The sequence below is a fragment of the Bartonella sp. AP36NXGY genome (assembly GCF_042195865.1).
GTDB lineage: Bacteria > Pseudomonadota > Alphaproteobacteria > Rhizobiales > Rhizobiaceae > Bartonella.
In genome coordinates, this window is the sequence record NZ_JBHIPD010000005.1 from 83,206 (window position 1) to 104,917 (window position 21,712).

18 protein-coding genes and 1 other RNA gene are annotated in these 21,712 nt (G+C 37.6%); 9 read left to right on the forward strand and 10 right to left on the reverse strand.

Annotated elements, in window-relative coordinates:
• Positions 1 to 72: 72 nt before the first annotated feature.
• Positions 73 to 429: a transfer-messenger RNA gene (gene ssrA / locus ACFINX_RS03600) on the reverse strand.
• A gap of 97 nt (positions 430 to 526) precedes the next feature.
• On the opposite strand from ssrA, the gene ACFINX_RS03605 reads away from it, so the two are divergent.
• Complete coding sequence (locus ACFINX_RS03605; RefSeq protein WP_375668344.1) at positions 527 to 832, forward strand: DUF2853 family protein; 306 nt, start codon at positions 527 to 529, stop codon at positions 830 to 832.
• 68 nt (positions 833 to 900) lie between these two features.
• Here ACFINX_RS03605 and ACFINX_RS03610 read toward each other — a convergent pair whose 3' ends face one another.
• From ACFINX_RS03610 to ACFINX_RS03620, 3 genes are all read right to left on the reverse strand, one after another.
• A complete protein-coding gene (locus tag ACFINX_RS03610; protein WP_375612014.1) occupies positions 901 to 2,208 on the reverse strand; it encodes an MFS transporter in 1,308 nt (435 codons plus the stop codon).
• Between the two features lie 654 nt (positions 2,209 to 2,862).
• A complete protein-coding gene (locus ACFINX_RS03615) occupies positions 2,863 to 4,173 on the reverse strand; it encodes an MFS family transporter (protein ID WP_375668345.1) in 1,311 nt (436 codons plus the stop codon).
• 956 nt (positions 4,174 to 5,129) lie between these two features.
• Positions 5,130 to 6,437 (reverse strand): MFS family transporter, encoded by a 1,308-nt coding sequence (locus tag ACFINX_RS03620; protein WP_375612016.1) that lies wholly within the window; start codon positions 6,435 to 6,437, stop codon positions 5,130 to 5,132.
• A gap of 213 nt (positions 6,438 to 6,650) precedes the next feature.
• Here ACFINX_RS03620 and ACFINX_RS03625 point away from each other — a divergent pair, with 213 nt between their 5' ends.
• The 7 genes from ACFINX_RS03625 (at position 6,651) to ACFINX_RS03655 (ending at position 15,462) form a co-directional block, all read left to right on the forward strand.
• On the forward strand, positions 6,651 to 7,445 hold the full coding sequence (locus ACFINX_RS03625) for a thymidylate synthase (RefSeq protein ID WP_273722957.1): 795 nt from the start codon (positions 6,651 to 6,653) through the stop codon (positions 7,443 to 7,445).
• On the forward strand, positions 7,442 to 7,951 hold the full coding sequence (locus ACFINX_RS03630; RefSeq protein ID WP_375628859.1) for a dihydrofolate reductase: 510 nt from the start codon (positions 7,442 to 7,444) through the stop codon (positions 7,949 to 7,951). Before ACFINX_RS03625 ends, ACFINX_RS03630 begins: the two co-directional genes overlap by 4 nt.
• A gap of 119 nt (positions 7,952 to 8,070) precedes the next feature.
• The gene (gene hflK / locus ACFINX_RS03635; protein ID WP_375613382.1) at positions 8,071 to 9,198 is read left to right on the forward strand and encodes an FtsH protease activity modulator HflK; all 1,128 of its coding nucleotides are present in this window, start codon (positions 8,071 to 8,073) and stop codon (positions 9,196 to 9,198) included.
• Between the two features lie 2 nt (positions 9,199 to 9,200).
• The gene (hflC, locus tag ACFINX_RS03640) at positions 9,201 to 10,139 is read left to right on the forward strand and encodes a protease modulator HflC (RefSeq protein WP_375606990.1); all 939 of its coding nucleotides are present in this window, start codon (positions 9,201 to 9,203) and stop codon (positions 10,137 to 10,139) included.
• A 151-nt stretch (positions 10,140 to 10,290) separates the two neighbouring features.
• Positions 10,291 to 11,814, forward strand: coding sequence for a Do family serine endopeptidase (locus ACFINX_RS03645; RefSeq protein WP_375629936.1), 1,524 nt, complete (start codon positions 10,291 to 10,293; stop codon positions 11,812 to 11,814).
• A 705-nt stretch (positions 11,815 to 12,519) separates the two neighbouring features.
• Entirely contained in the window at positions 12,520 to 13,392 is an 873-nt protein-coding gene (miaA, locus tag ACFINX_RS03650; protein WP_375668346.1) for a tRNA (adenosine(37)-N6)-dimethylallyltransferase MiaA, read from the forward strand.
• Positions 13,393 to 13,662: 270 nt separating this feature from the next.
• Positions 13,663 to 15,462 carry an acetolactate synthase 3 large subunit gene (locus ACFINX_RS03655; protein WP_375613385.1) on the forward strand — a complete coding sequence of 600 codons (1,800 nt, stop codon included), beginning with the start codon at positions 13,663 to 13,665 and terminating at the stop codon, positions 15,460 to 15,462.
• A 659-nt stretch (positions 15,463 to 16,121) separates the two neighbouring features.
• On the opposite strand, the gene ACFINX_RS03660 is transcribed toward ACFINX_RS03655, so the two are convergent.
• From ACFINX_RS03660 to ACFINX_RS03685, 6 genes are all read right to left on the reverse strand, one after another.
• Entirely contained in the window at positions 16,122 to 16,535 is a 414-nt protein-coding gene (locus ACFINX_RS03660) for a hypothetical protein (RefSeq protein WP_375668347.1), read from the reverse strand.
• Between the two features lie 122 nt (positions 16,536 to 16,657).
• Positions 16,658 to 16,954 (reverse strand): hypothetical protein, encoded by a 297-nt coding sequence (locus ACFINX_RS03665; RefSeq protein WP_375613387.1) that lies wholly within the window; start codon positions 16,952 to 16,954, stop codon positions 16,658 to 16,660.
• Between the two features lie 38 nt (positions 16,955 to 16,992).
• Positions 16,993 to 17,115, reverse strand: coding sequence for a hypothetical protein (locus tag ACFINX_RS03670; protein ID WP_375613388.1), 123 nt, complete (start codon positions 17,113 to 17,115; stop codon positions 16,993 to 16,995).
• A gap of 390 nt (positions 17,116 to 17,505) precedes the next feature.
• Positions 17,506 to 17,835, reverse strand: a complete 330-nt coding sequence (locus tag ACFINX_RS03675; RefSeq protein ID WP_375613389.1) for a hypothetical protein — start codon at positions 17,833 to 17,835, stop codon at positions 17,506 to 17,508.
• 30 nt (positions 17,836 to 17,865) lie between these two features.
• Complete coding sequence (locus ACFINX_RS03680; protein ID WP_375668348.1) at positions 17,866 to 18,456, reverse strand: MFS transporter; 591 nt, start codon at positions 18,454 to 18,456, stop codon at positions 17,866 to 17,868.
• Positions 18,457 to 18,581: 125 nt separating this feature from the next.
• Positions 18,582 to 19,508, reverse strand: coding sequence for a D-2-hydroxyacid dehydrogenase family protein (locus ACFINX_RS03685; RefSeq protein WP_375613391.1), 927 nt, complete (start codon positions 19,506 to 19,508; stop codon positions 18,582 to 18,584).
• 1,040 nt (positions 19,509 to 20,548) lie between these two features.
• Between ACFINX_RS03685 and ACFINX_RS03690 the strand changes: the two genes are divergently transcribed.
• On the forward strand, positions 20,549 to 21,670 hold the full coding sequence (locus ACFINX_RS03690) for an ATP-dependent RecD-like DNA helicase (protein WP_375668349.1): 1,122 nt from the start codon (positions 20,549 to 20,551) through the stop codon (positions 21,668 to 21,670).
• Positions 21,671 to 21,712 lie beyond the last annotated feature (42 nt).

Here is a 21,712-nt window from a genome sequence, read left to right on the forward strand (position 1 = left end):
CGAATAAATACGAAACTCTATGGTAAATAATGTCTGATAATGTCTGAAAGATCAATCAACAACATTTAAAAAAGTGAAGGCTTCTGTTGCCAGGTGCCTCCGAACCCCGCTTAAACCTGCGACGGTTTAAGACTTAAATTGAAACATTCACACCACCTTAAGCGGCGAGACGTGCTTCCGCATAGTTGTCATTTGCAACTACTCATTTAGCCCGATAACGGTGGTACAATGCCGAGTAAAAGAGCGATCTTTACACCCTTGTCGATCCTATTTCGCCCCCACCAAAATATAATTTTGATTTTTTATATTTTGGTGGAGGCGCCGGGTACCGCCCCCGGGTCCAATAGGTTTATTTCACCGTCCATTTATTACCATAGCTGGTAAACCAGCCCTCTAAATATAGATGAAGAACAGTCTTAGGAAAAGGGGGGGTTGTTAATATTTTTAATCCTCTAATTATTTATGGAGCTATATGAGGCGGCTATAAAGTATAGACCGCTCATTTTTGGAGAGGAGATGATGCAAAATGACAAATAATTTAGCAGATATTAAACTATATGATTCAAATCCCGATGAAGCAGCAGTAGAACGACTTAGCCATCGTTTAGCTTTGGTGATGAAAAAGCAGGATGCAGCGCTTGTTGCTACATCGGATCCAAAAGAGTTAGAACGTGTTGAAAAATGGGTTCAAGATGTTTTAGAAGCTGATGAGAAGAGTGCTAAAACGGCTGTTTCAAAAGTGGCTGAGATGATGTCTGGAGAGCGTAGAAAAAGTCGACTGACTTTTTATTATCTAGTTGCTAAGCAACTTAATGCACTTCATAAAATTTAAACAATATTAAATTTGTGATAATGATAAAAAAAGCCCAATTTCTTGGGCTTTTTCGTTGATAAAAAGGGTTAATGTTTTTCATCCTCTTGGAGGTAGCCTCCTTTACGCATACTCGGGACAAAGAGAAGAGCAATGAATGCCATGATCATCACGACGGTTATATAAAAATAAAAGAGTGATTCATGACCGTACTTTTTTAATCCAAGCGCAACGTATTCAGCAGAACCACCAAATAAGGCGTTGCCAATGGCATGAGAGATGCTAACGCCTAATGCGCGTATTGAAGAGGGAAACATTGCTGATTTGACGACACCAGAGATGGATGTATACATGCTCATAATGAAGAGCAAGCCAATAATGACGGAAAAGGCAACCCATATACTATGCGTATTACCGATTATCCAGAGTCCAGGAAATGTAAAGATGACAGAGAGTATACTCCAAATGATAAGTAAAGTTTTTGTTCCAATTTTATCGGCTATGATACCAGCTATGGGTTGGAATAGGATGAAAATAAATAGTACAGCTGTCATAATCGTTGTTGCGGTATGTTTATCAAAGCCGGTGGTTGTGATCAGATATTTTTGCATATAAGTCGTAAAGGTGTAAAATGTGAGTGATCCTCCTGATGCAAAGCATGCAATTACGACAACGGCTTTTGTATGCTTGGTGAGAAGTTCCTTAAGACTGCCAGAGTGTTTGTGAGAGCGGCTTTCTTTCGTGGTTGTTTCGTGGAGAGAACGACGCAGATAAATCGCAATCACTGCCCCGAAACCACCAATCACAAAAGGAATGCGCCATCCCCATGCTTTTAACTGATCTTCAGAGAGATAAGATGCTAGAATAAATATAATGAAGCTGGCAAGAAGTTGACCTGTAATAAGGGTGGCTGATTGGAAAGAAGCAAAAAGCCCACGATGTTTTTTGAGGGCAACTTCGCTCATATAAGTGGCTGCTGTACCATATTCACCACCTGCTGAAAGTCCTTGCATCATCCGAGCTAAAAGTAAAAGGATTGCTGATGTTACTCCTAAGGTTTCATAGGTGGGAAGTATGGCGATGAAAAAAGAGCCACCACACATCATAAAAATGGATATAAGCATCGAGCGTTTACGTCCATAACGATCGGCGACAAACCCTAAAAACCAAGCTCCAATAGGGCGCATAAGAAAGCCAATAAAAAACACACCTGCGGTTTTTAACAGTGGCGTAATCGTATCACCATCGGAGGGAAAGAATTGTGATGCAAAATAAATTGATGCAAATGAGTACACGTAAAAATCATACCATTCTACGAGATTTCCTGATGCGCTTGCTATAATAGCAAAAACACGTTTTCTTGCATCCTGTGATGCTGAAGTTGTTTCATTTTTCATGAATTGTTCCCCTTTTGGATTTATAGTTCATATTTTCTAAACATAATTGTTTATGATTTCCAGAAAAATTCAATGGTATTATAACAATTTCTTAGGGAAACTCTTTAAGATGATTTATTAGAGTTATGTTGTCATTCGTTTTAAGATTTTTACTTGTGTTGTAGAATAAAAAGTTATCACATTGCATTTAAAGGGAGAGAACATTGAAAAGTAGATCAAGATACCTTTAAACTTGATGAGAAGAATGCAATATTGGCATCATACCGGAAGATTATAGAAGAGATGGTCTTTATGAGCAGAAAGCCCAAAAACTGAAGACATTTCATAAAGCTTAAGTTAATGTAAAAGGGGATTTTGTGTCCTTAATTATCTTATTGTATCATAACACATCATCATTTAGGAGGGTGAGGTAAGTCTCAGATAAGGTTTTCCGTATGAGGTGTTTTTTAGATATCGTGATAAATATTTAGGGTAGGGCTGCCCATAGAATCTTATCAAGTAAATTACATAAAGAGGGCAGTAACTATAGACAATTTAAAAGAAACTGAGTTGTTTGTAAGATGAATGCGGGGCGGGCTTTTCGTTCTTTACTAGGGTGGAGAGGAGATCAAAAAAAGCCCAATTTCGTGGGCTTTTTTTATCCAGAAAATAAGTTTAATGAAGTTTATCGTCTTTATCGAGATATCCTCCTTTATCTATATCGGGCATAAGAAGAATAGAGATGAGTGCAATGACCATCATACCAACGATGTAAAAAAAGAAAACAGATTCGTATCCCATATTTTTTAATCCAAGCGCTACATATTCAGCAGAACCGCCAAAGAGTGCGTTGCCAATGGCAAAAGCAAATCCAACACCAATTGCTCGGATTGAAGCAGGGAACAATTCTGCTTTTATGATACCAGCAATGGACGTATAAAAACTCATAACACAGAGTATTCCAATAATAATTAAGAGTGCTGTCCATGGATTATGGGCATTACCGATCATTTTAAGTACAGGAATGGTGCAGATAATGGATAATGCCCCCCAACTAATGAGTGAAGCTCTTGCTCCAATTTTATCGGCTAGGGAACCAAAAAGGGGTTGGAGTAGCACAAAAACAAAGAGGGCGGCAGTCATTATCGTTGTTGCGGTTTGTTTATCAAAACCAGTGGTTGTGATCAGATATTTTTGCATATAAGTGGTGTATGTATAAAATGTGAGAGATCCACCAGCTGTAAAGCCAACAACCAAAAAGAAAGCTTTTTTATGATTACGAAAAAGTTCTTTAAGACTACCAGCGTGTTGTTCAGAGCGGCTTTTGAGGGTTGTTGTTTCATGAAGCAAGCTACGCAGATAAATTGCAACGATTGCTCCAAAGCCACCAATGACAAAGGGAATACGCCATCCCCATGCTTTTAACTGATCCTCGTTAAGGTAAATGGCTAAAATAAATATTATAAAACTTGCCAGAAGTTGACCTGAGATCGTTGTTGCATATTGAAAAGAAGCAAAGAGACCACGACGATTTTTGGGCGCAACTTCACTCATATACGTTGCTGCTGTACCATATTCACCGCCAACGGAAAGCCCTTGAAACATACGGACTAAAAGGAGAAGAAATGCTGCTGTTATTCCCAAGGTTTTATAAGTGGGAAGTATGGCAATGAGAAAAGAGCCACCACACATCATAAAAACAGAAATAAGCATTGAGCGTTTACGTCCATAACGATCCGCAATGTATCCAAAGAGCCATGCTCCAATTGGACGCATAAGAAAGCCAATAAAAAAGATTCCTGCCGTTTTTAACAGTTGTGTAACAATATCTTCATCTTCAGGAAAAAATTGTGATGCAAAATAAACCGATGCAAAGGAGTAAGCATAAAAGTCGTACCATTCTACCAGATTTCCTGATGCGCTGGATATGATAGCAAAAATACGTTTCCTTGTATCATGTGGATCTAAAGTTGTTTGATTATTCATGAAGTATTCCCCTTTTAGATTTATAACTTTTCTTCTTTTTAAAGCTATTTACGATGTGCATTATAAAAACGCCATTGTATCATGATAATTTTTTAGGGAAACATAAAGATTTTTTCTAGAGCTATCAGTGGTGTTTTGGGCTCATGGTGTTGTTACATTGCGTAAATCATACGCTTTTTACTATCCTTAAGGAAATATTATTTTTTGTTTGATTGTGAATTATTTGCATATGCAGAGTGTTTATGAAGATATGATACTCTTTAGTTTATATGCTTGATGTTGTTTCGTAAAATGATGTTATTGACTATTTCATGCGAGGTTGGTGTATCAGTTAAAATAATTTTTAGGAATGATCTTAAGTGTTAAGGGGGAGTACAATATTAAGAGTTCCTCAATAGTATAATGATAGCGGCTTGCACTTTTATTAAGTGTAAAGAGAGTGATGCCCATGTTTATACTTTACGGGGCTTTTACGTTATGTCATTCACGGGTGCCGTTGTGAAATGGAGTTGGGTGCATTGAGAAATGTTTCTCAAAAAAGTGTGCGAATTCATAATATAATGGTATTTTCTATTTTTCATGAAAGGATTTGTTTTGCATGAGGGGGTACTATTAAGAACGTATTAAACAAAATCATGAGTGTAATCTTTATTATTGATAAAATTATCTTGAAAGATAATCACTTTTCTTCGATTTTGAGTGGGCATGGGAATATTAAAATAAATCAAACGTTTTTTATCTTCAGTGAATTAAATTCAGCTAAAGAAGTATTTATTACATAATAATATGAAGCCATTTATTTTTATAAGCGGCGTGTGCAGGAGGGAACATTGCTTCTTTAGAGTGTTTGAAGGGATAAAAAATTGTGAGCTTTAAACTTCTATCGGAAAGAATATAAAAAAAAGCCCAGTACTCTGGGCTTTTTTGTTAAAATCCTTGTTTGTTAACATTAAAGGTTAATGAATATCGTCTCCTTGTAAATACCCTTTTTTGCGAGCATCTGGCATTAAGAGAACAGCAATGAATGCAATAATCATCATGCCGGTTATATAAAAATAGAAGACAGATTCATATCCAAGATCTTTTAATCCAAGTGCGACATATTCAGCAGAACCGCCAAACAGTGCGTTGGCAATAGCATAAGAGAGCCCAACTCCTATTGCTCGTACTGAAGCAGGAAACATTTCTGATTTTACAATGCCAGAGATAGATGTATAAAAGCTCATAATGCAGAGCATTCCAGTAATGACTGATAAAGCAATCCATGTACTATCAGTACTACCAATCATATTAAGTCCAGGAATGGTAAAGATAATAGATAAGACACTCCAAATAAGGAGTGAAGTTCTTGTTCCAATTTTATCTGCAAGAGCACCAAAGAGGGGTTGGAGTAACATGAAAACAAAGAGAGCAGCTGTCATGATTGTTGTGGCTGTATGTTTATCAAAGCCAGTGGTTGTGATCAGATATTTCTGCATGTAAGTCGTATAGGTGTAGAATGTGAGCGATCCTCCAGCTGTAAAGCCAATAACCAGAAAGAAAGCTTTTCGGTGGTTGCTCAGAAGTCCCCTAATACTACCAGCTTGTGCACTAGAACGACTTTCTTTGGTCGTTGTCTCATGGAGTGTGCGGCGTAGATAAATCGCAACAATTGCACCGCATCCACCAATGGCAAATGGAATACGCCAGCCCCACGCTTTTAGCTGATCTTCGGTGAGATAAAGCGCTAAAATGAATATAACGAGACTGGCTAGAAGTTGACCACCAATCAGTGTGGTATATTGGAAAGAGCTAAAAAATCCGCGGCGATTTTTGAGGGCGATTTCGCTCATATAAGTTGCTGTTGTACCATATTCACCACCGACAGAAAGCCCCTGAAGCATTCTGAGTAAAAGTAAAAGAATTCCTGCTGCCATTCCAATGGTTTCATAGGTAGGAAGTAGGGCGATTAAGAACGAACCACCACACATCATAAAAACAGAGATAAGCATTGAGCGTTTGCGTCCGTAACGATCGGCAATGAAGCCAAAAAGCCATCCGCCGATTGGGCGCATAAGAAAACCAATAGCAAAAACACCCGCCGCTTTTAAAAGTTGCGTAACGTCATTGCCATCTGAGGGAAAGAATTGTGATGCAAAATAAATAGATGTAAAGGAATAAACATAAAAGTCATACCATTCTACTAGATTACCTGATGCACTGGACACGATAGCCCAGATACGTTTTCTTGTATCATGTGGTTTTAAAGCTTCTTGTTTTTCCATAGTCGATCCCTTTATTTGATGTTCATCCATCTTTGTTCATTTATGTCATTTTTTTAGAAGCTGTCTATAGTATTTTATCTTTTGCATCAAAAATTTAGTTAGATCATGATAATTTCTTGTGTAAGATGTTTTTGGAAAAAGATTTGAATTATGTTTGTACGGATTTTACAGTTTTTATTTTCTATAATAAGAAGAATCGGACATAATACCCTCATGAAATCATATCTTGCTCTTTTATCTCATGTTTTAAATCAGGGTATTGATCGGACAGATCGAACGGGTGTTGGAACGCGATCTATCTTTGGGTATCAGATGCGTTTTGATTTACAAGCAGGATTTCCGTTGTTGACAACAAAGAAACTACACTTACGTTCAATTATTTATGAACTTTTGTGGTTTCTTAAAGGCGATACAAATATCGCTTGGTTGAAAGAGCATGGTGTGTCAATTTGGGACGAGTGGGCTGATGAAAAGGGAAATCTTGGTCCTGTTTATGGTTATCAGTGGCGTTCTTGGCCCGCTCCTGATGGACGCCATATTGATCAAATTAACAATCTTTTAACGATGATTAAGGAGACGCCAGATTCTCGTCGCTTGATTGTATCAGCTTGGAATCCTGCATTAATAGAGGAAATGGCGTTGCCTCCGTGTCATTGTCTTTTTCAATTTTACATTGCGGAGGGGAAATTATCTTGTCAACTTTATCAGCGTTCGGCGGATATTTTCTTAGGTGTTCCATTCAATATTGCATCCTACGCATTGCTAACGATGATGATTGCGCAAGTAAGCGGTCTTAAAGTAGGCGATTTTATTCATACTCTGGGAGATGCTCATCTTTATTCTAATCATTTTGAACAGGCAAAATATCAATTGTCTCGTATACCAAATGCTTTGCCATGTATGCGCATAAACCCAGCGGTAACAGATCTTTTTTCTTTTCAATTTGAGGATTTTGAGTTGCTTAATTATGAAGCACAACCTCATATTAAAGCGCCGGTAGCAATATGACGATTTCCATTTGTTTAATTGCTGCTGTTGCAGAAAATGGTGTTATCGGTCGTGAAGGTGCCATGCCGTGGCATTTATCGACGGATTTGCAACGCTTTAAAGCTTTGACGTTGCGTAAGCCCATTATTATGGGAAGAAAAACTTGGGATTCTATTGGGAGACCTTTACCAGGGCGTACAAATATCGTCATTACGCGTGATTGTACCTTTTGTGCTGAAGGGGCTGATGTTGCTCACTCTTTATCGCAAGCTTGTTCTCTTGCAACAAATGTTGCTTCTCAAAATGATGTAGAGGAAATTTTTATTATTGGTGGGGGTGAAATTTTTCAACAAGGGTTGCATATGGCTGATAAAATATTCCTTACAGAAGTTTTAGCTTCTATAGAAGGTGATAGTTTTTTTCCTGTTTTTGATAAAGAAAAGTGGACTATTGTGCAAACACAAGATATTCCAAAAGGGGATAAAGATAGTCATCCGACACGTTTTGTTGTTTATGAGCGGAAATAATTTTTTGTAATATGAAGTGAAAGGGTTTATCAGTTGTATTGTAATGAGGTAAGAGACACCCTATAAGATCAAGCAAATGGTTGGTGTTCGAGTAGTGGTAATCAGTTAAAGAGGTGATAATGCCCTGGACAAATCAAAATGGTGGTGGCCCGTGGAGTGGCGATAAAAACAGTGGTGACAAAAAGACACCAGCTAAGAATCTCTTTGGTTCTGGTGGCGAAAATGGTCCTAATCTTAATGAAATTTTGCGCAAAGGGCAGGATCAGTTTAAACAATTCGGGAGAAGCAGTTTTTCTGTTTTATTCCTTCTGCTTATTGTGTTTTTTTGGCTATACCAGTCAATTTATATTGTTCAGCAAAATGAACAAGCGGTAGAGTTGCGCTTTGGCATCCCTAAAGAAGGCATTATTGGTGATGGGTTGCATTTTCATTTTTGGCCAATTGAGACCTATATGAAAGTACCTTTAACGGAAAAAACAATCGCGATTGGTGGGAAGCCCGGTCAGGCGCAACAAAGTGATGGTTTAATGCTTTCGAGTGATCAAAATATCGTTAATGTTAATTTTTCCGTTTATTATCGGATTTCATACCCTAGTCAGTTTTTATTCAATGTGAATGATCAAGAGGGAACTGTCCGCCAAGTTGCTGAGAGTGCAATGCGTGAGGTCATTGGTTCGCGGCCGGTTGATGATGTTTTACGTGACAAGAAAGAAGAAGTTGCTAATGACGTTAGAAAGATTATCCAGTTGACTGTGGATAAATATCAACTTGGTGTCGAAATAAGCCGTGTTTCTATCAGTGAAGCTGCTCCTCCGACAAAGGTTGCTGCTGCGTTTAATTCTGTTCAGCAGGCGGAGCAGGAACGTGGAAGAATGATTGAAGAGGGGAATCGTGTGCGTTTTACGAAAATTGGTTTAGCAAATGGTGAAGCTTCACGCACACGGGAAATCGCAAAAGGTGAAAAGGCACAAATGGTTGAAGAGGCAACAGGGCGTGCTGAACGTTTTCAGGCGATAGCTCGAGAGGCTGCGATTTCACCAGAAGCTGCTCGCTACCGTCTCTATATGGAGACGATGGGGCGGATTCTTTCTTCACCAAATAAGCTGGTTCTTGATCAGGCAAATTCTCCAGCGGTGCCTTATTTACCTTTGAATGAATTGTTGCGTAGCAAGTCATCGGAAAAAGTAAAGGCAACAGCAGCGCGTCCTGCGTTACTCTTAGATTCTCGTATTTCTGGAGGAGATTAATTATGCAGCAATCTCGCTTTTTGTTTGTTTTTAGTGCTATAGTGTTTGTTTTGATGATTTTGTGGATGTCCGTATTTATCGTCTATCCTCGTCAACAAGTAGCAATTAAGCGTTTTGGACAAATTGTTCAGGTAGAATCTAATCCTGGAATCTATTTCAAGGCGCCCTTTATCGATAAGATGATCATTGTTGATAATCGGTTATTGCGTTACGATGTTCCTACACAATCTGTACAGGTTCGTGGTGGTGCGTATTATGAGGTGGATGCGTTCTTTATTTACCGTATTACAGATCCTAAGTTGTTTTTACAGCGCATTGCTTCTGGGCGTCCACAAATTGCGGCACGTGAAAACCTTGCACCACGGTTTATTGACGCTTTGCGTGCTGTTTATGGTAAGCGAGAATTTAAAGCAGCCTTATCGGATGAACGAGGCGCGATGATGGCTGAAGTACAGAAGCAATTTTCTGTAGATGCAGGCTCGTTGGGTATTACCATTGTTGATGTGCGTATTCGTAAAACCGATTTGACTGATGCTGTTTCAGAAGATGTCTATCGGCAAATGGCAGCTGAACGTGAAGCTGCTGCGGAAAATATCCGGGCTCGTGGTCAGCAGGAGCGAGATCGTATTGTGGCAGAAGCTAATCGTGAATATGAAGAAATTGTAGCAGCTGCAAAGCGTGATGCTGAAATTACCCGTGGTGAAGGTCAAGCTGAAAGTATTCGTCTTCTATTGAATGCGAGGGAGGCTAATCCGTCTTTTTACGATTTTTGGTTGGCGATGGAACAATACAAGAATTTAGAGAAAACACCGATGGTGATTTCTCCAAATGAGGATTTCTTTTTCTATTTTCGTAATCCGCCGCAGGCAAATAAAGCATTCTTACCGACAATGAATACTGGCCTCAGTAAAACTGATCCAAAATCGGGAGAGAATAGATAAAATAATGGATTGCAGATACGAGATTTTGCATGAAAAGAATGATCTGTGACCATTTTCTTTTATGGTAAAAGTGGTAGAGAGTATCGAGCCGTGCTGGTTTTACGTAGATAAATTTAGTGGGGCTCTTTGCATCTTTGATTAAAGGCATGTCATGGATAGAAGTATCGTGAGTAAAAATACGTTTTTAAAGTTTTTTATCACAAGAGTTGTTTTTTGTGTGACTTTGTTTCTATCAGGATCAGTGAGTTTGTCTTGGGGAGCCGAGACAAGCAAGGCATTGCTTTCTATTCCTGATTTAGCTTCTGAGCTTTTGGAAACAGTTGTGAATATTTCCACGGCGCAGACTGTTGAAGGAACAGAACAGGATGCAAACACCTCGGTACCCGTTATCCCAAAAGATTCATTGCTGGAGGAATATTTCAGTGATTTTTTTACACCCAAGGATGGTCAAAAAGATAGTCAATTTCAAAAGGTGCGTTCTTTAGGCTCTGGTTTTGTGATTGATGCGCAAAAAGGGATTATTGTTACAAATTATCATGTTATTGTAGATGCTGATGATATTGAAGTTAATTTTACGGATGGTACAAAACTAAAGGCAAAGCTTCTTGGAAAGGATAGCAAAACTGATTTGGCGTTGCTTCAAGTCGATGCAGGAAGTAAAAAATTAAAAGCTGTGCGTTTTGGTGACTCAGAAAAAGCACGTATTGGTGACTGGGTTATGGCTATTGGTAATCCTTATGGTTTTGGTGGAAGTGTGACGGTTGGTATTATTTCTGCACGTAACCGTGATCTTAATGCTGGTCCCTATGATAATTTTATTCAAACAGATGCAGCAATTAATCGGGGAAATTCTGGTGGGCCGTTATTTGATAGAAATGGTGAAGTCATTGGCATTAATACAGCAATTGTTTCACCTTCGGGAGGATCTATCGGTATTGGATTTGCTATTCCATCGGATATGGCTCTTTCTGTTATTAATCAATTGCGTGATTTTGGAGAAATAAGGCGTGGTTGGTTGGCTATTCGTATTCAGCCGGTAACAGAGGATATTGCAAAAAGTTTAAAATTGGACAATGCTGTGGGAGCATTGGTGGCTGGTAAAATAGAACAGACGGAAGAAAATAATGTAGATAATAGCCAGTTACAAACTGGAGATGTTATTCTTTCCTTTGGTAATTCCAAAATTAAGCATGCACGTGATTTGCCGCGTTTAGTTGCAGAAAGTTCAGAAGGAAAAGTGGTGGACGTTACTATTTTACGCAATGGGCAAGAAGCAACAGTAAAAGTTAAGCTTGGACGTTTGATTGAAACAGATCCAAATGAAGATACAGAAGAAGTTGATGATAAAAAAAATCAAGATCTGTCGAAAAACGCGACAATGCAATTTATGGGAATGACGTTATCTGAACTGACAGAGGATTTGCGTCATCGTTATTCAATTTCAGATAAACTTCGAGGACTAGTGGTGACATCTGTTGCACAAAATAGTGCAGCGGATAAAAAGCGTATTCGCGTTGGTGAAGTGATTGTTGATATCAATCAGAGTTCTATCACAACAATTGATGAGGCTAAAAAACGTATTCATAAATTACGTGAAGCTGGACGCAAAAATGCTCTATTTATTGTAGCGCGTCCAGATGGAGAGTTACGGTTCGTAACGCTCCTAATGGATTGATCCTTAAAAAATTATTTTTTGTTTTTTATCAGCCTTAGTGTGTGGGATATTTTGCAAGTCAGCCATGTGATGTCCAATATTTCTCAAGCTCATTTCACGATAGAGAGTATGGGGTGTGCAATATAAAATCCATTGGAAATCATTATATCTTTATGCTGAATATCAAAGTATAAATTGGTGTCATCATAGTATTTTTCAGTTCTCAATATTGTAACAGCCTAGACTTTGAAATGCTGCATAAGAGCTATTGGTACACCTTTCTTAAGTCCATTTTTATCTCTGCTTGTGATGCGCAAGTAAATGGTATTGATATGATACTTTATGAGGCTCTTATTATAAACCGGCGTAGCATGCTATTTTTATAGGAAAAAATAAAGCTATTTGATTGTATAGATTAAACTTAGTATTATTTTCATAAATGATGACAGAGAGTATATTTTTAATGGCCTTAACGGACAGAATTATTATAGCTGTGGTTTGTTATTGAATTATGATAGCAAAAAATGCTTGGAAATTCCTTTGGTGTTGTTATTAAGTCCATTTTTTCTTTTTTATAAGTTTCATAAGGGGCTTTGTCTTAAGGGGAATTTGTGTTCGTATTTTTGTTTGAAGTATTTACTCTATGATAATGGAGAGAAAATACAGGAAGGCTTTGGGGGTGTCTGCATGTTGCAATAAGTTATTGATTGGGAGAAATTGCTATTCATGACACAGAGAACAGTTACATTAATAGCAGGGCCAACGGCAAGTGGGAAGTCAGAACTTGCCTTGCAAATGGCTCAAGAAAAAAATGCTCTCATTATTAATACTGATTCAATGCAGGTTTATGATGTTTTAAATATTTTAACGGCACGGCCGAGGGAGGCTGACACCGCGATTGTTCCCCATTATCTTTATGGTCATGTGAGTCCTACTTTGAACTATTCAGTAGGGCAATGGTTGTGTGATGTCGAGAAGCTATTGGCTACTTTTTCTTTAAGATCAGTTATTTTTGTTGGTGGAACAGGACTTTATTTTCGTGCTCTTTTAGAGGGGATTTCGGAAATCCCTCATGTTCCAGATGTTGTGCGGCAGAAGTGGCGTTTGCTGCTTGATAAAGAGGGACCTGAAAGTCTTTATCGCCAGTTGTTGCAGATTGATGCTGTTGTTGCTGAAAAAATTTCTTCGCATGATAGGCAGCGTATTGTACGTGCTTTGGAAGTTTATGATGCAACCGGTAAGACGCTCAGTTGGTGGCAGAAACAAAAAACAACACCTCTCATTGCGCCAAATTTGACCGAAAAAATTCTTCTCATGCCACCACGTCCTCTGCTTTATGAACGTATTCATAAACGCTTGGATTCTATGATTGAAAGAGGAGCTTTAGAAGAAGTGGTGGCTATGAAAAAACTTAAACTTTCCCCTTCATTACCAGCAATGAAGGCTATTGGTATACCTGAGTTTATGGCTTATTTGGATGGATATAGAAGCTTTGAGAGTGCTCTTGAAGCGGTGAAAATACAAACGAGGAGATATGCAAAAAGACAAATGACATGGTTTCGTAATCAATTTGATGAAGAATGGATGCTTACTTTTTGATAAAAGAGTTAGAGCTTTGCAAAGAAACTTATCGAAAGATAAAAGATAATTCGTGAAAAAGAAATTTTTTAGAAAATATAATTTTTTATTGACGAATGGTATCAATGGAATTAGAAATCTCTCTACAAGGAATTTTTTATATATTTTATACGTTGGAATAATGGGGGTAATCATACAGTATGTGTTGTGTAATGGGCTCCTTTGGGGGCTTTTTTTATGGGCTCCGTTAGGGGCTTTTTTATTGTCCTATAAAGTAGGTGAGTGGGAAAAATGAGAAATGATCCAAGAAAGCAAGAGAGTGCAGATGGAAAAATAATGTCGGGCGCTGAAATAGTGGTTCAAGCTCTTATAGATCAAGGCGTTGAACATATTTTTGGTTATCCTGGTGGGGCTGTTTTGCCTATTTTTGATGTTCTTTATCACCAAGATACACTCCAGCATATTTTGGTGCGCCATGAACAAGCCGCAGGGCATGCAGCTGAAGGCTATGCACGCAGCACAGGGAAGGTAGGGGTTATGCTTGTGACTTCTGGTCCAGGGGCAACGAATGCTGTTACACCTTTGCAAGATGCTCTTATGGATTCGATACCTCTTATTTGTTTTTCTGGGCAGGTGTCAACAACGGTGATTGGAACAAATGCTTTTCAAGAGGCTGATACAGTTGGAATTACAAAGCCTTGTACGAAGCGTAATTGGCTGGTTAAAAATGTCAATGATCTTGCGGCTATTATTCATGAAGCTTTTTTTCTTGCTCAATCAGGTCGTCCTGGGCCGGTTTTGATTGATATTCCTAAGGATGTTCAATTTGCTTCAGGATTTTATAGAGCACCTCAAGTTCAGGAGTCTTTACATTCTTTTCCATCGTTGAAAGGGAATACTAAGGCTATTGAATCTGCCGTTTCTCTTTTAGTTGAGGCAAAACGCCCTATTATTTATTCTGGTGGTGGTGTTATTTCATCGGGGATGAAAGCTATACAGCTTTTACGTAATTTGGTTCAATTGGGGGATTTTCCGATTACTTCAACATTAATGGGACTTGGTGCTTATCCTGCTTCCGGTAAAAATTGGCTTGGAATGCTTGGAATGCATGGAACCTATGAGGCTAATATGGCCATGCATGATTGTGATGTCATGTTAGCTGTTGGAGCACGATTTGATGATCGTATCACCGGGCGCCTTGATGCATTTGCACCTCATGCGCGTATTATTCATATTGATATTGACCCTTCTTCTATCAATAAAATTGTAAAAGCAGAAGTTCCAATTATTGGTGATGTGGCTTGTGTTTTAGGAGATATGACGCAACTCTTAAAGATACAGCAACCAGCGTTTAACAGTGAAGTCCGTGAGGCGTGGTGGACGCAAATTAACCGTTGGAAGGCTCGTAATTCATTAGCATATGCGGAGAAAAAAGATGTCATTATGCCGCAATATGCTCTTGAACGGCTGTATGCTTTTACCAAAGATGCGAATGCTTATATTACAACGGATGTCGGGCAGCATCAGATGTGGGCAGCGCAGTATTATCATTTTGATGAACCAAAACATTGGATGACTTCTGGTGGTCTTGGAACGATGGGGTATGGTTTACCTGCTGCTATAGGTGTTCAAATAGCGCATCCTGATGCGCTTGTTGTGTGTATTTCTGGTGATGCCTCCATTCAGATGAATATTCAAGAGCTTGCAACAGCTATTCAGCATGACACACCGGTGAAAATTTTCATTTTAAATAATCAGTATATGGGAATGGTCCGCCAGTGGCAGCAATTGCTGCATGGTAATCGTCTTTCTCATTCTTATACGGAATCTATGCCTGACTTTGTGAAATTGGCACAAGCTTATGGAGCCGTGGGAATTCATTGTTCAAAACCCGATGAACTTGATGATAAAATTCAGCAGATGATTGACTGTGATAAGCCTGTTCTTTTTGATTGTCGTGTTTATCATTTAGAAAACTGTTTTCCTATGATCCCATCGGGATGTGCTCATAATGAGATGTTATTACCCGATGAGGCAAGCGAAGAAGCTATTGCAAATGCTATTTCTTCCGAAGGAAAGATTCTTGTATAAAATGAATATGTTAACAAAATGGTGAAGGATGGTGATGATGAAGTCTTTGGAGTCTTCATCTCTGTCACTTCTTTGTGGAGAGTTCCTATTATCCTTAGAGCTCATTTTATGATTTTCATTCTTTGTTTAAAGACATGGGGTGTATTATTATTTGTTCATCTAAAAAATGTTATAAGTCGTGTGCACAATTATGTTTGAATTTATTTGTACGCGATGTTTGTTTTTTTAATTCATATGTTCACATTAATAGCTATTTCGTTGCATTTTTTAGATAATACATTGAATTATCTGTTATAAATTAATTATGTTGTCTCATATATGAATGATTTCATCGTGCAAGAAAAAAAGCCACACTGCTTGAAGGGTGCAACCATGCAAGCCATTATGCCTATGAAAACAATAGAAAAGTTTGTTACTATGTTTTGGTTTTGCATTATGAAATTACTCCAAATAGCTCTTTCAGGGGCTTGATAGGAAAATCCCCCTAGCGGTTTGAAAGGAAGGGAAAAAATAACAAAAATCAAATGCAGCCATAGAAAACCAATAGGTCACCATAGCTTATAATCAGGTATGATTATGCGGGAGAAACCTATACATATGAGATGTATCGTCAATATATAAACCAGAATAATACTCAACATCATATCATTATCAGGATATTAACATTGAAAATTAAATACTCTTTCTTTTATTTGTTCTATATATCTATGATTCCATAAATCTGCAGACATAAACACTCTTTGAATCCACCGCATTGGATTTTCATAACTATCAAATGATCCAAAAAATTTATCTCTAGAGTGTAAGGCCATTCTGTTATCAATGTATAATAATCTTCCTGGTTGTACATCAATTCCAAAAGATACAGCCTTAATAGCTTCATAAAAATGATCTGAAGCTTTCTTGGCTTTTTTTGACTGTGGCTCTAACATGCCTGGATAAAAAACAGCGCTGATATCTGGGAATTCACCGTCCCCTTGAACGAGGGGCACTTTACTTGTAGAAGTTACCCCATTTTTTCTCCATCTATAGGGAACATTAATTATATATAAATTATCCCTGAAGCTCCTCAAATCCTCCTCACTTAAAAGTTTTAAAGCTAGACGTGCATCATCGTTAACGGACCATCAACACCATTGCGAACACCAGATAAAAGTATCCCCTTTAGGAGATAAATTTAAATCCGTTATAAATTTTAGTGCAGCATTTTCATATGAAAATCTAACTCAACTTCAGATCCTAATCCTGTATAATCTTTTTTATTATCCTCTAAAGGAACTAGGTTATTTACTATATGTTCGCCTTCAAACTTAATTGAATAAGGCTCTCCGATCAATAAAGAAAACATCATAATTAAATTTTCGCTAATATAGCCACTTTTACAAGACGCATCTAAATTGTAAGGATTAGGTGACATATTAATTTGTCTATCAACAGGAAGGTTTTCAAAGATTAAATATGGTCTAGGGGTAATAGACACCTTTTGGTTCATAATAATTGTCAATATGCTATGTGGTAGCAGCGAAAATGCTATTTTTTTAACTCAACCGAATATTCAATACCACCGTATGGATCATAAATAACATGGTCTAAAGCCTCCCAAAGTTTGTCTCTTTCGATATTGCTCAACTCAAAAGTATTTTCATTTATCATTATAATTTCCTCCCCAATTATATTTCCCTACTTTTTTATTAAGAAAAGTGAAAAAACAATAATTAAAATTAAAATCAGCCATGTTAGTAAATAAGTGTCTGTAAAATCTTAGATTAATCCAAATAATGGTGGAGCAGTAATGATTGCGATTTGATTTATAGACATTGCTAAATCCAGAGAAAAGCCAACACTTTCTTTTGGCGAAGAGTCTACAATATAAGCAACCCAAGGGCCATACTATCCCATTCCTCCAAAAACTAACCAAGCAGATAAAATAGTTAAATAAATTATGGATCCACTCATGCCCAAAATTAATATTAAAAATCAAAAAACGACTGCAATCATACAAAACAAGACAGGAAAAAACCGTCCTTTTCTACAATGATCACGCTACGCTGCTAAAATAATTCTTCCTAAGGCACCAGAAGCCTGTGAAACAAAAAATAAATAAGTACTTTTATCTAAAGACAGGTGATAGATTCTATAAAAATAGATCGTTATAAAAATGGTTAAAACATATTGAACGATCACAAGTGAAACGCTTGGAAAAATAATATTCTTCATATGAGGCGCAGCCAACATTGCAAGACGAGATCTTACATTTGCATAGAACGAAATTCTTGCCTTGCTTTTTGGAACGATAGCGATAACTTTTGCTGGTGAGTGATAAAAAATAATAAATATACATCCCCCTAAAAAAGAAACTATGGCACCGACCAAAACGCACCTTGTATGCCATAGACAAGCACACTAGCAGGAAGAACTATTCCAGCTAATGCCCCCACAACCTAATGTTAACCCCGCCTGCCTTATTCCCATTGCAAATCCGCGCTGCGATTGTGGAAACCATGCAGAAACAGATTTAGCGCCACCGGGTTGAGCAGAACTATAAAATTCCCCTATAATTAGCAAACAAACCAAAAGGGAAATATAGTTATCTGCGATTGCTCCCAACAAAAGAACGACAGAAACGCCGACCGCGCCAACTCCAACAATATAGCGCTCGTTAAACTTGTCTAGTAATTCGTCAGCTACAAGTAAGCCAATAATAGGTAGGAATTGCGCTGCTGAAGACAGCAAACCTATTTGAGAGTCACTAAGCGAGAAATCCTTCTTAAAAAATTCAGCTAAAGGACCAATCCCTTGAACAAAGAAGCAGGCTGATGCTTGAGCGATCGTGGCAACAAGCAATATAATCCATCTATAATAATTTTTTCCTATAAATTTATTATTGCTCACTCCGCCCCCTCCAATTAAAGTGTATTCCAATGAAGTAGCCTTTTTTAATGATTGCAATAATAAATTGTGTATTTTATGCTGATTACATAAAAATCTGTCCATACTATTGGTATTAATATGAAAACTAAGGAATATGCTTAATTTAAGGAAATAAGCTATTATGTGTCGTGCAAATTTGATACGCTAGCGATATAAGATAAATTTTACAAACATTGGCTCAGCCGGCATTAAGCGCTCTTCATAAAAGATGCTATATTTTGGCAAGCTTTTTCAATATAATTCTCAAAGCTTTCTTCAGTCACATAGCCCAGATGTGGCGTGCAAAGAACTCTATCTGATTGCAATAATTTGCTCCCATATACTGGCTCGCTGTCATAAACATCCAGTGCAAAGTAAGTTGAATTTTCCAAATTTAGTATTTTTTCTATCGCCCCTTTTTCAACCAAAGCTGAACGCGCTGTGTTAACAAAAATAGCATGTGGTTTCATGCTCAATAGATCATCTAATTTTATGATTTCTCTGGTTTTATCGCTTAAACGTAAATGTACGGATATAATATCAGGACGTGTAAAAAATTCATCTTTTGAATGCGTAAAATGATAACCTAAATTTTTTGCTTCTTGCGTTGAACGCTCGCTCCCATAAACTAAAATGGACATGCCAAAAGCTTGAGCATATTGAGCAACCATTTTACCAATACGCCCAAACCCGAATATTCCAAGAGTAGCCCCTTTCATTTGGTTGCCAAATGTTGTTTGCCAGCGTCCTTTTTTCATATCAGACACAGATTTATAGAGTTTTCTACGCGCAGACATAATTAAGAGCCAGGCAAATTCAGCAGCAGAAGTTGGATCTCCACCACCGTCTAATATTTCAATTCCTAAGTCTCTACAAGCTTCTATATCAATATGTGAACCTATAGGGCCTGTTTGGCAGATTAATTTTAAATTTGGCAGTTTCAGGAGAAGATTTCTATCAACTATAGTCCGCTCTCTAATTAAGATAAGAATATCTATCTCTTTGAGCTTATCTTCTAAATTACATTCTTTAGCTAAATTATTTATAACCAGCACTTCATGCGATTTCATTAATTTTGTAATAGACTGTAATGTTAGAGTGGCTTTTTGATAGTCATCTGGAATTAATATTTTCAATTTAAACCTTCCGTTTCATTCATCAATATTTGAGCTCATTATTTCATTTCTAAAACAACCAAAAAGCAATCTCATCGCTGATATTTTGACATAACACCAAGCCTATTAACAAATTATACCCCTTGATTTATTGTTATTTCTAGCAATAAGAATAGCATTAATCAGTTAGTTTTTATAAACTTTAAAACATTGCGACAAAAAGAAAAAGTTTAACTCAATAGATGGAGAATTGCGCTTTTCTCATATTCTAGAGGACGAACCTGAAGCGCTACGCTGGACTGAAGCCATGTCCCAGTTTTCTATAATAGACTACCAAGAAGGCCATACTTACGAACCATATTTTATTGTTGAAACAGAAAAAGCTACATATTTGTGCGAGATAAAGCGTGCTTCATATAAGTGTGATGTCTCTCTTTATTCGTTGAGATATCACTTATTTGTAGCATGAAGAGTAAATTTATTAAAATCATGATGAGAGGGAGATAGGAACTTTATAGGTGTATCATCATAGGATTAAGTCGTTTTGTTGAGAGCTATTTTTATTTCTGCTAAAAGGTTTTTGATATATTTAATTATTATTTCGTAATAGTGGATGTACTTTATTTTTATGTGCAAGAAAGCTGATTGATTGTGTAAAATAGCGTTCAAAAATTACATTATTTTTATCCTGTTAAGGACATTTTTTCTAGTGAGGGTTTTGCAATTGCAATGCTCTTTTTCTCATTCTAAATTTTGGTTAGAAAAAGCGTATATAGGTGTTATTTTAAATTTAAGATATGCATCTTCCATTGTTGGTGTTACTGTTGTAAAAAATGATATTTTATTTGATACGCATAAGGTGTTACCAAGAAGATCGATGTATAGATAAAATTTAGATTGTTTACAATATCTTGAAAAAACAATGGGTCAATAATTGATAATTGTGCTACGAAAGTTGTTAGATGGGCGTGTGTCAGCAATTCTTAATAAAAAGGTTTTTCTTGATAGTCGGTTTTTTTCAAAATACTGCTCTTTTTATGCAAATCTTATGTTGGTAAGCTATGCAGTTTTCGCCGGAACAGGATAATGCATTGAAGGCTGTTGCCGCGTGGTTGAAGGAAGGGCGTTCTCCTCTTTTTCGCCTTTTTGGCTATGCGGGGACGGGTAAGACGACGCTTGCGCGCTATTTTGCAGAGACAGTTGATGGTTCTGTTCAATTTGCTGCTTTTACAGGGAAGGCGGCGCAGGTTTTGCGTTCTAAAGGTGCAAGCAATGCTTGTACGATTCATTCGCTAATTTATTGTCCACGTGGTGAAGAGGAAGTTTCCGATGAAATAACAGGAAAAAAATCTATTGCTCCAACATTTACGTTAAATCGAAGAAGTGCTGCTGCACAAGCTAAACTCATTATTGTTGATGAGTGCTCGATGGTAGATGAAAAATTGGCCCGTGATTTAATGAGTTTTCGAACGCCAATTCTTGTTCTTGGTGATCCAGGTCAATTGCCTCCTATATCAGGTGGAGGCTTTTTTTCTAATGGAGAACCAGATTTTCTTCTTTCAGAAATTCATCGGCAAGCGCGAGATAATCCGATTATACGTCTTGCTATGGATGTACGTGAAGGACGCGATATTGCTTATGGTGACTATGGAGAAGCGCGCGTTGTGACACGTAAAGAGGTCAATCAACAATTGGTTTTGGATGCTGATCAGGTCTTGGTAGGGGTTAATCGTACACGCCACCTTTATAATCAGCGTTTGCGTGTGTTAAAGGGATTTACAGCAGATTATCCGCAAGCGGGAGATAAGCTGGTGTGTTTGCGAAATGATCCCATTAAAGGTTTGTTGAATGGCTCTTTATGGAAGGTGATGACTTCACAGAAGGAGACCGTTAAACCAAGTATTAATCTTCTTGTGAAACCAGAAGAAAGTGAGCGTGGTGTAGCAAAGATTAAACTTTTAAAAGCAGCGTTTGAAAACCCTGATCAAGAAATTTCATGGCAATTAAAAAAGCGATATGATGATTTTGATTATGGGTATGCATTAACGGTTCATAAGGCGCAAGGTTCTCAATGGAATAATGTCGTTTTGTTTGATGAAAGTTTTGCATTTCGTGATATGTATGCACGCTGGCTTTATACGGGAATTACCCGCGCAGCAGAGCATTTAACGATTGTTCGATAGAGAAAATGTGTGTATCATCCCAGTTTCAGATAGAAAATGCCT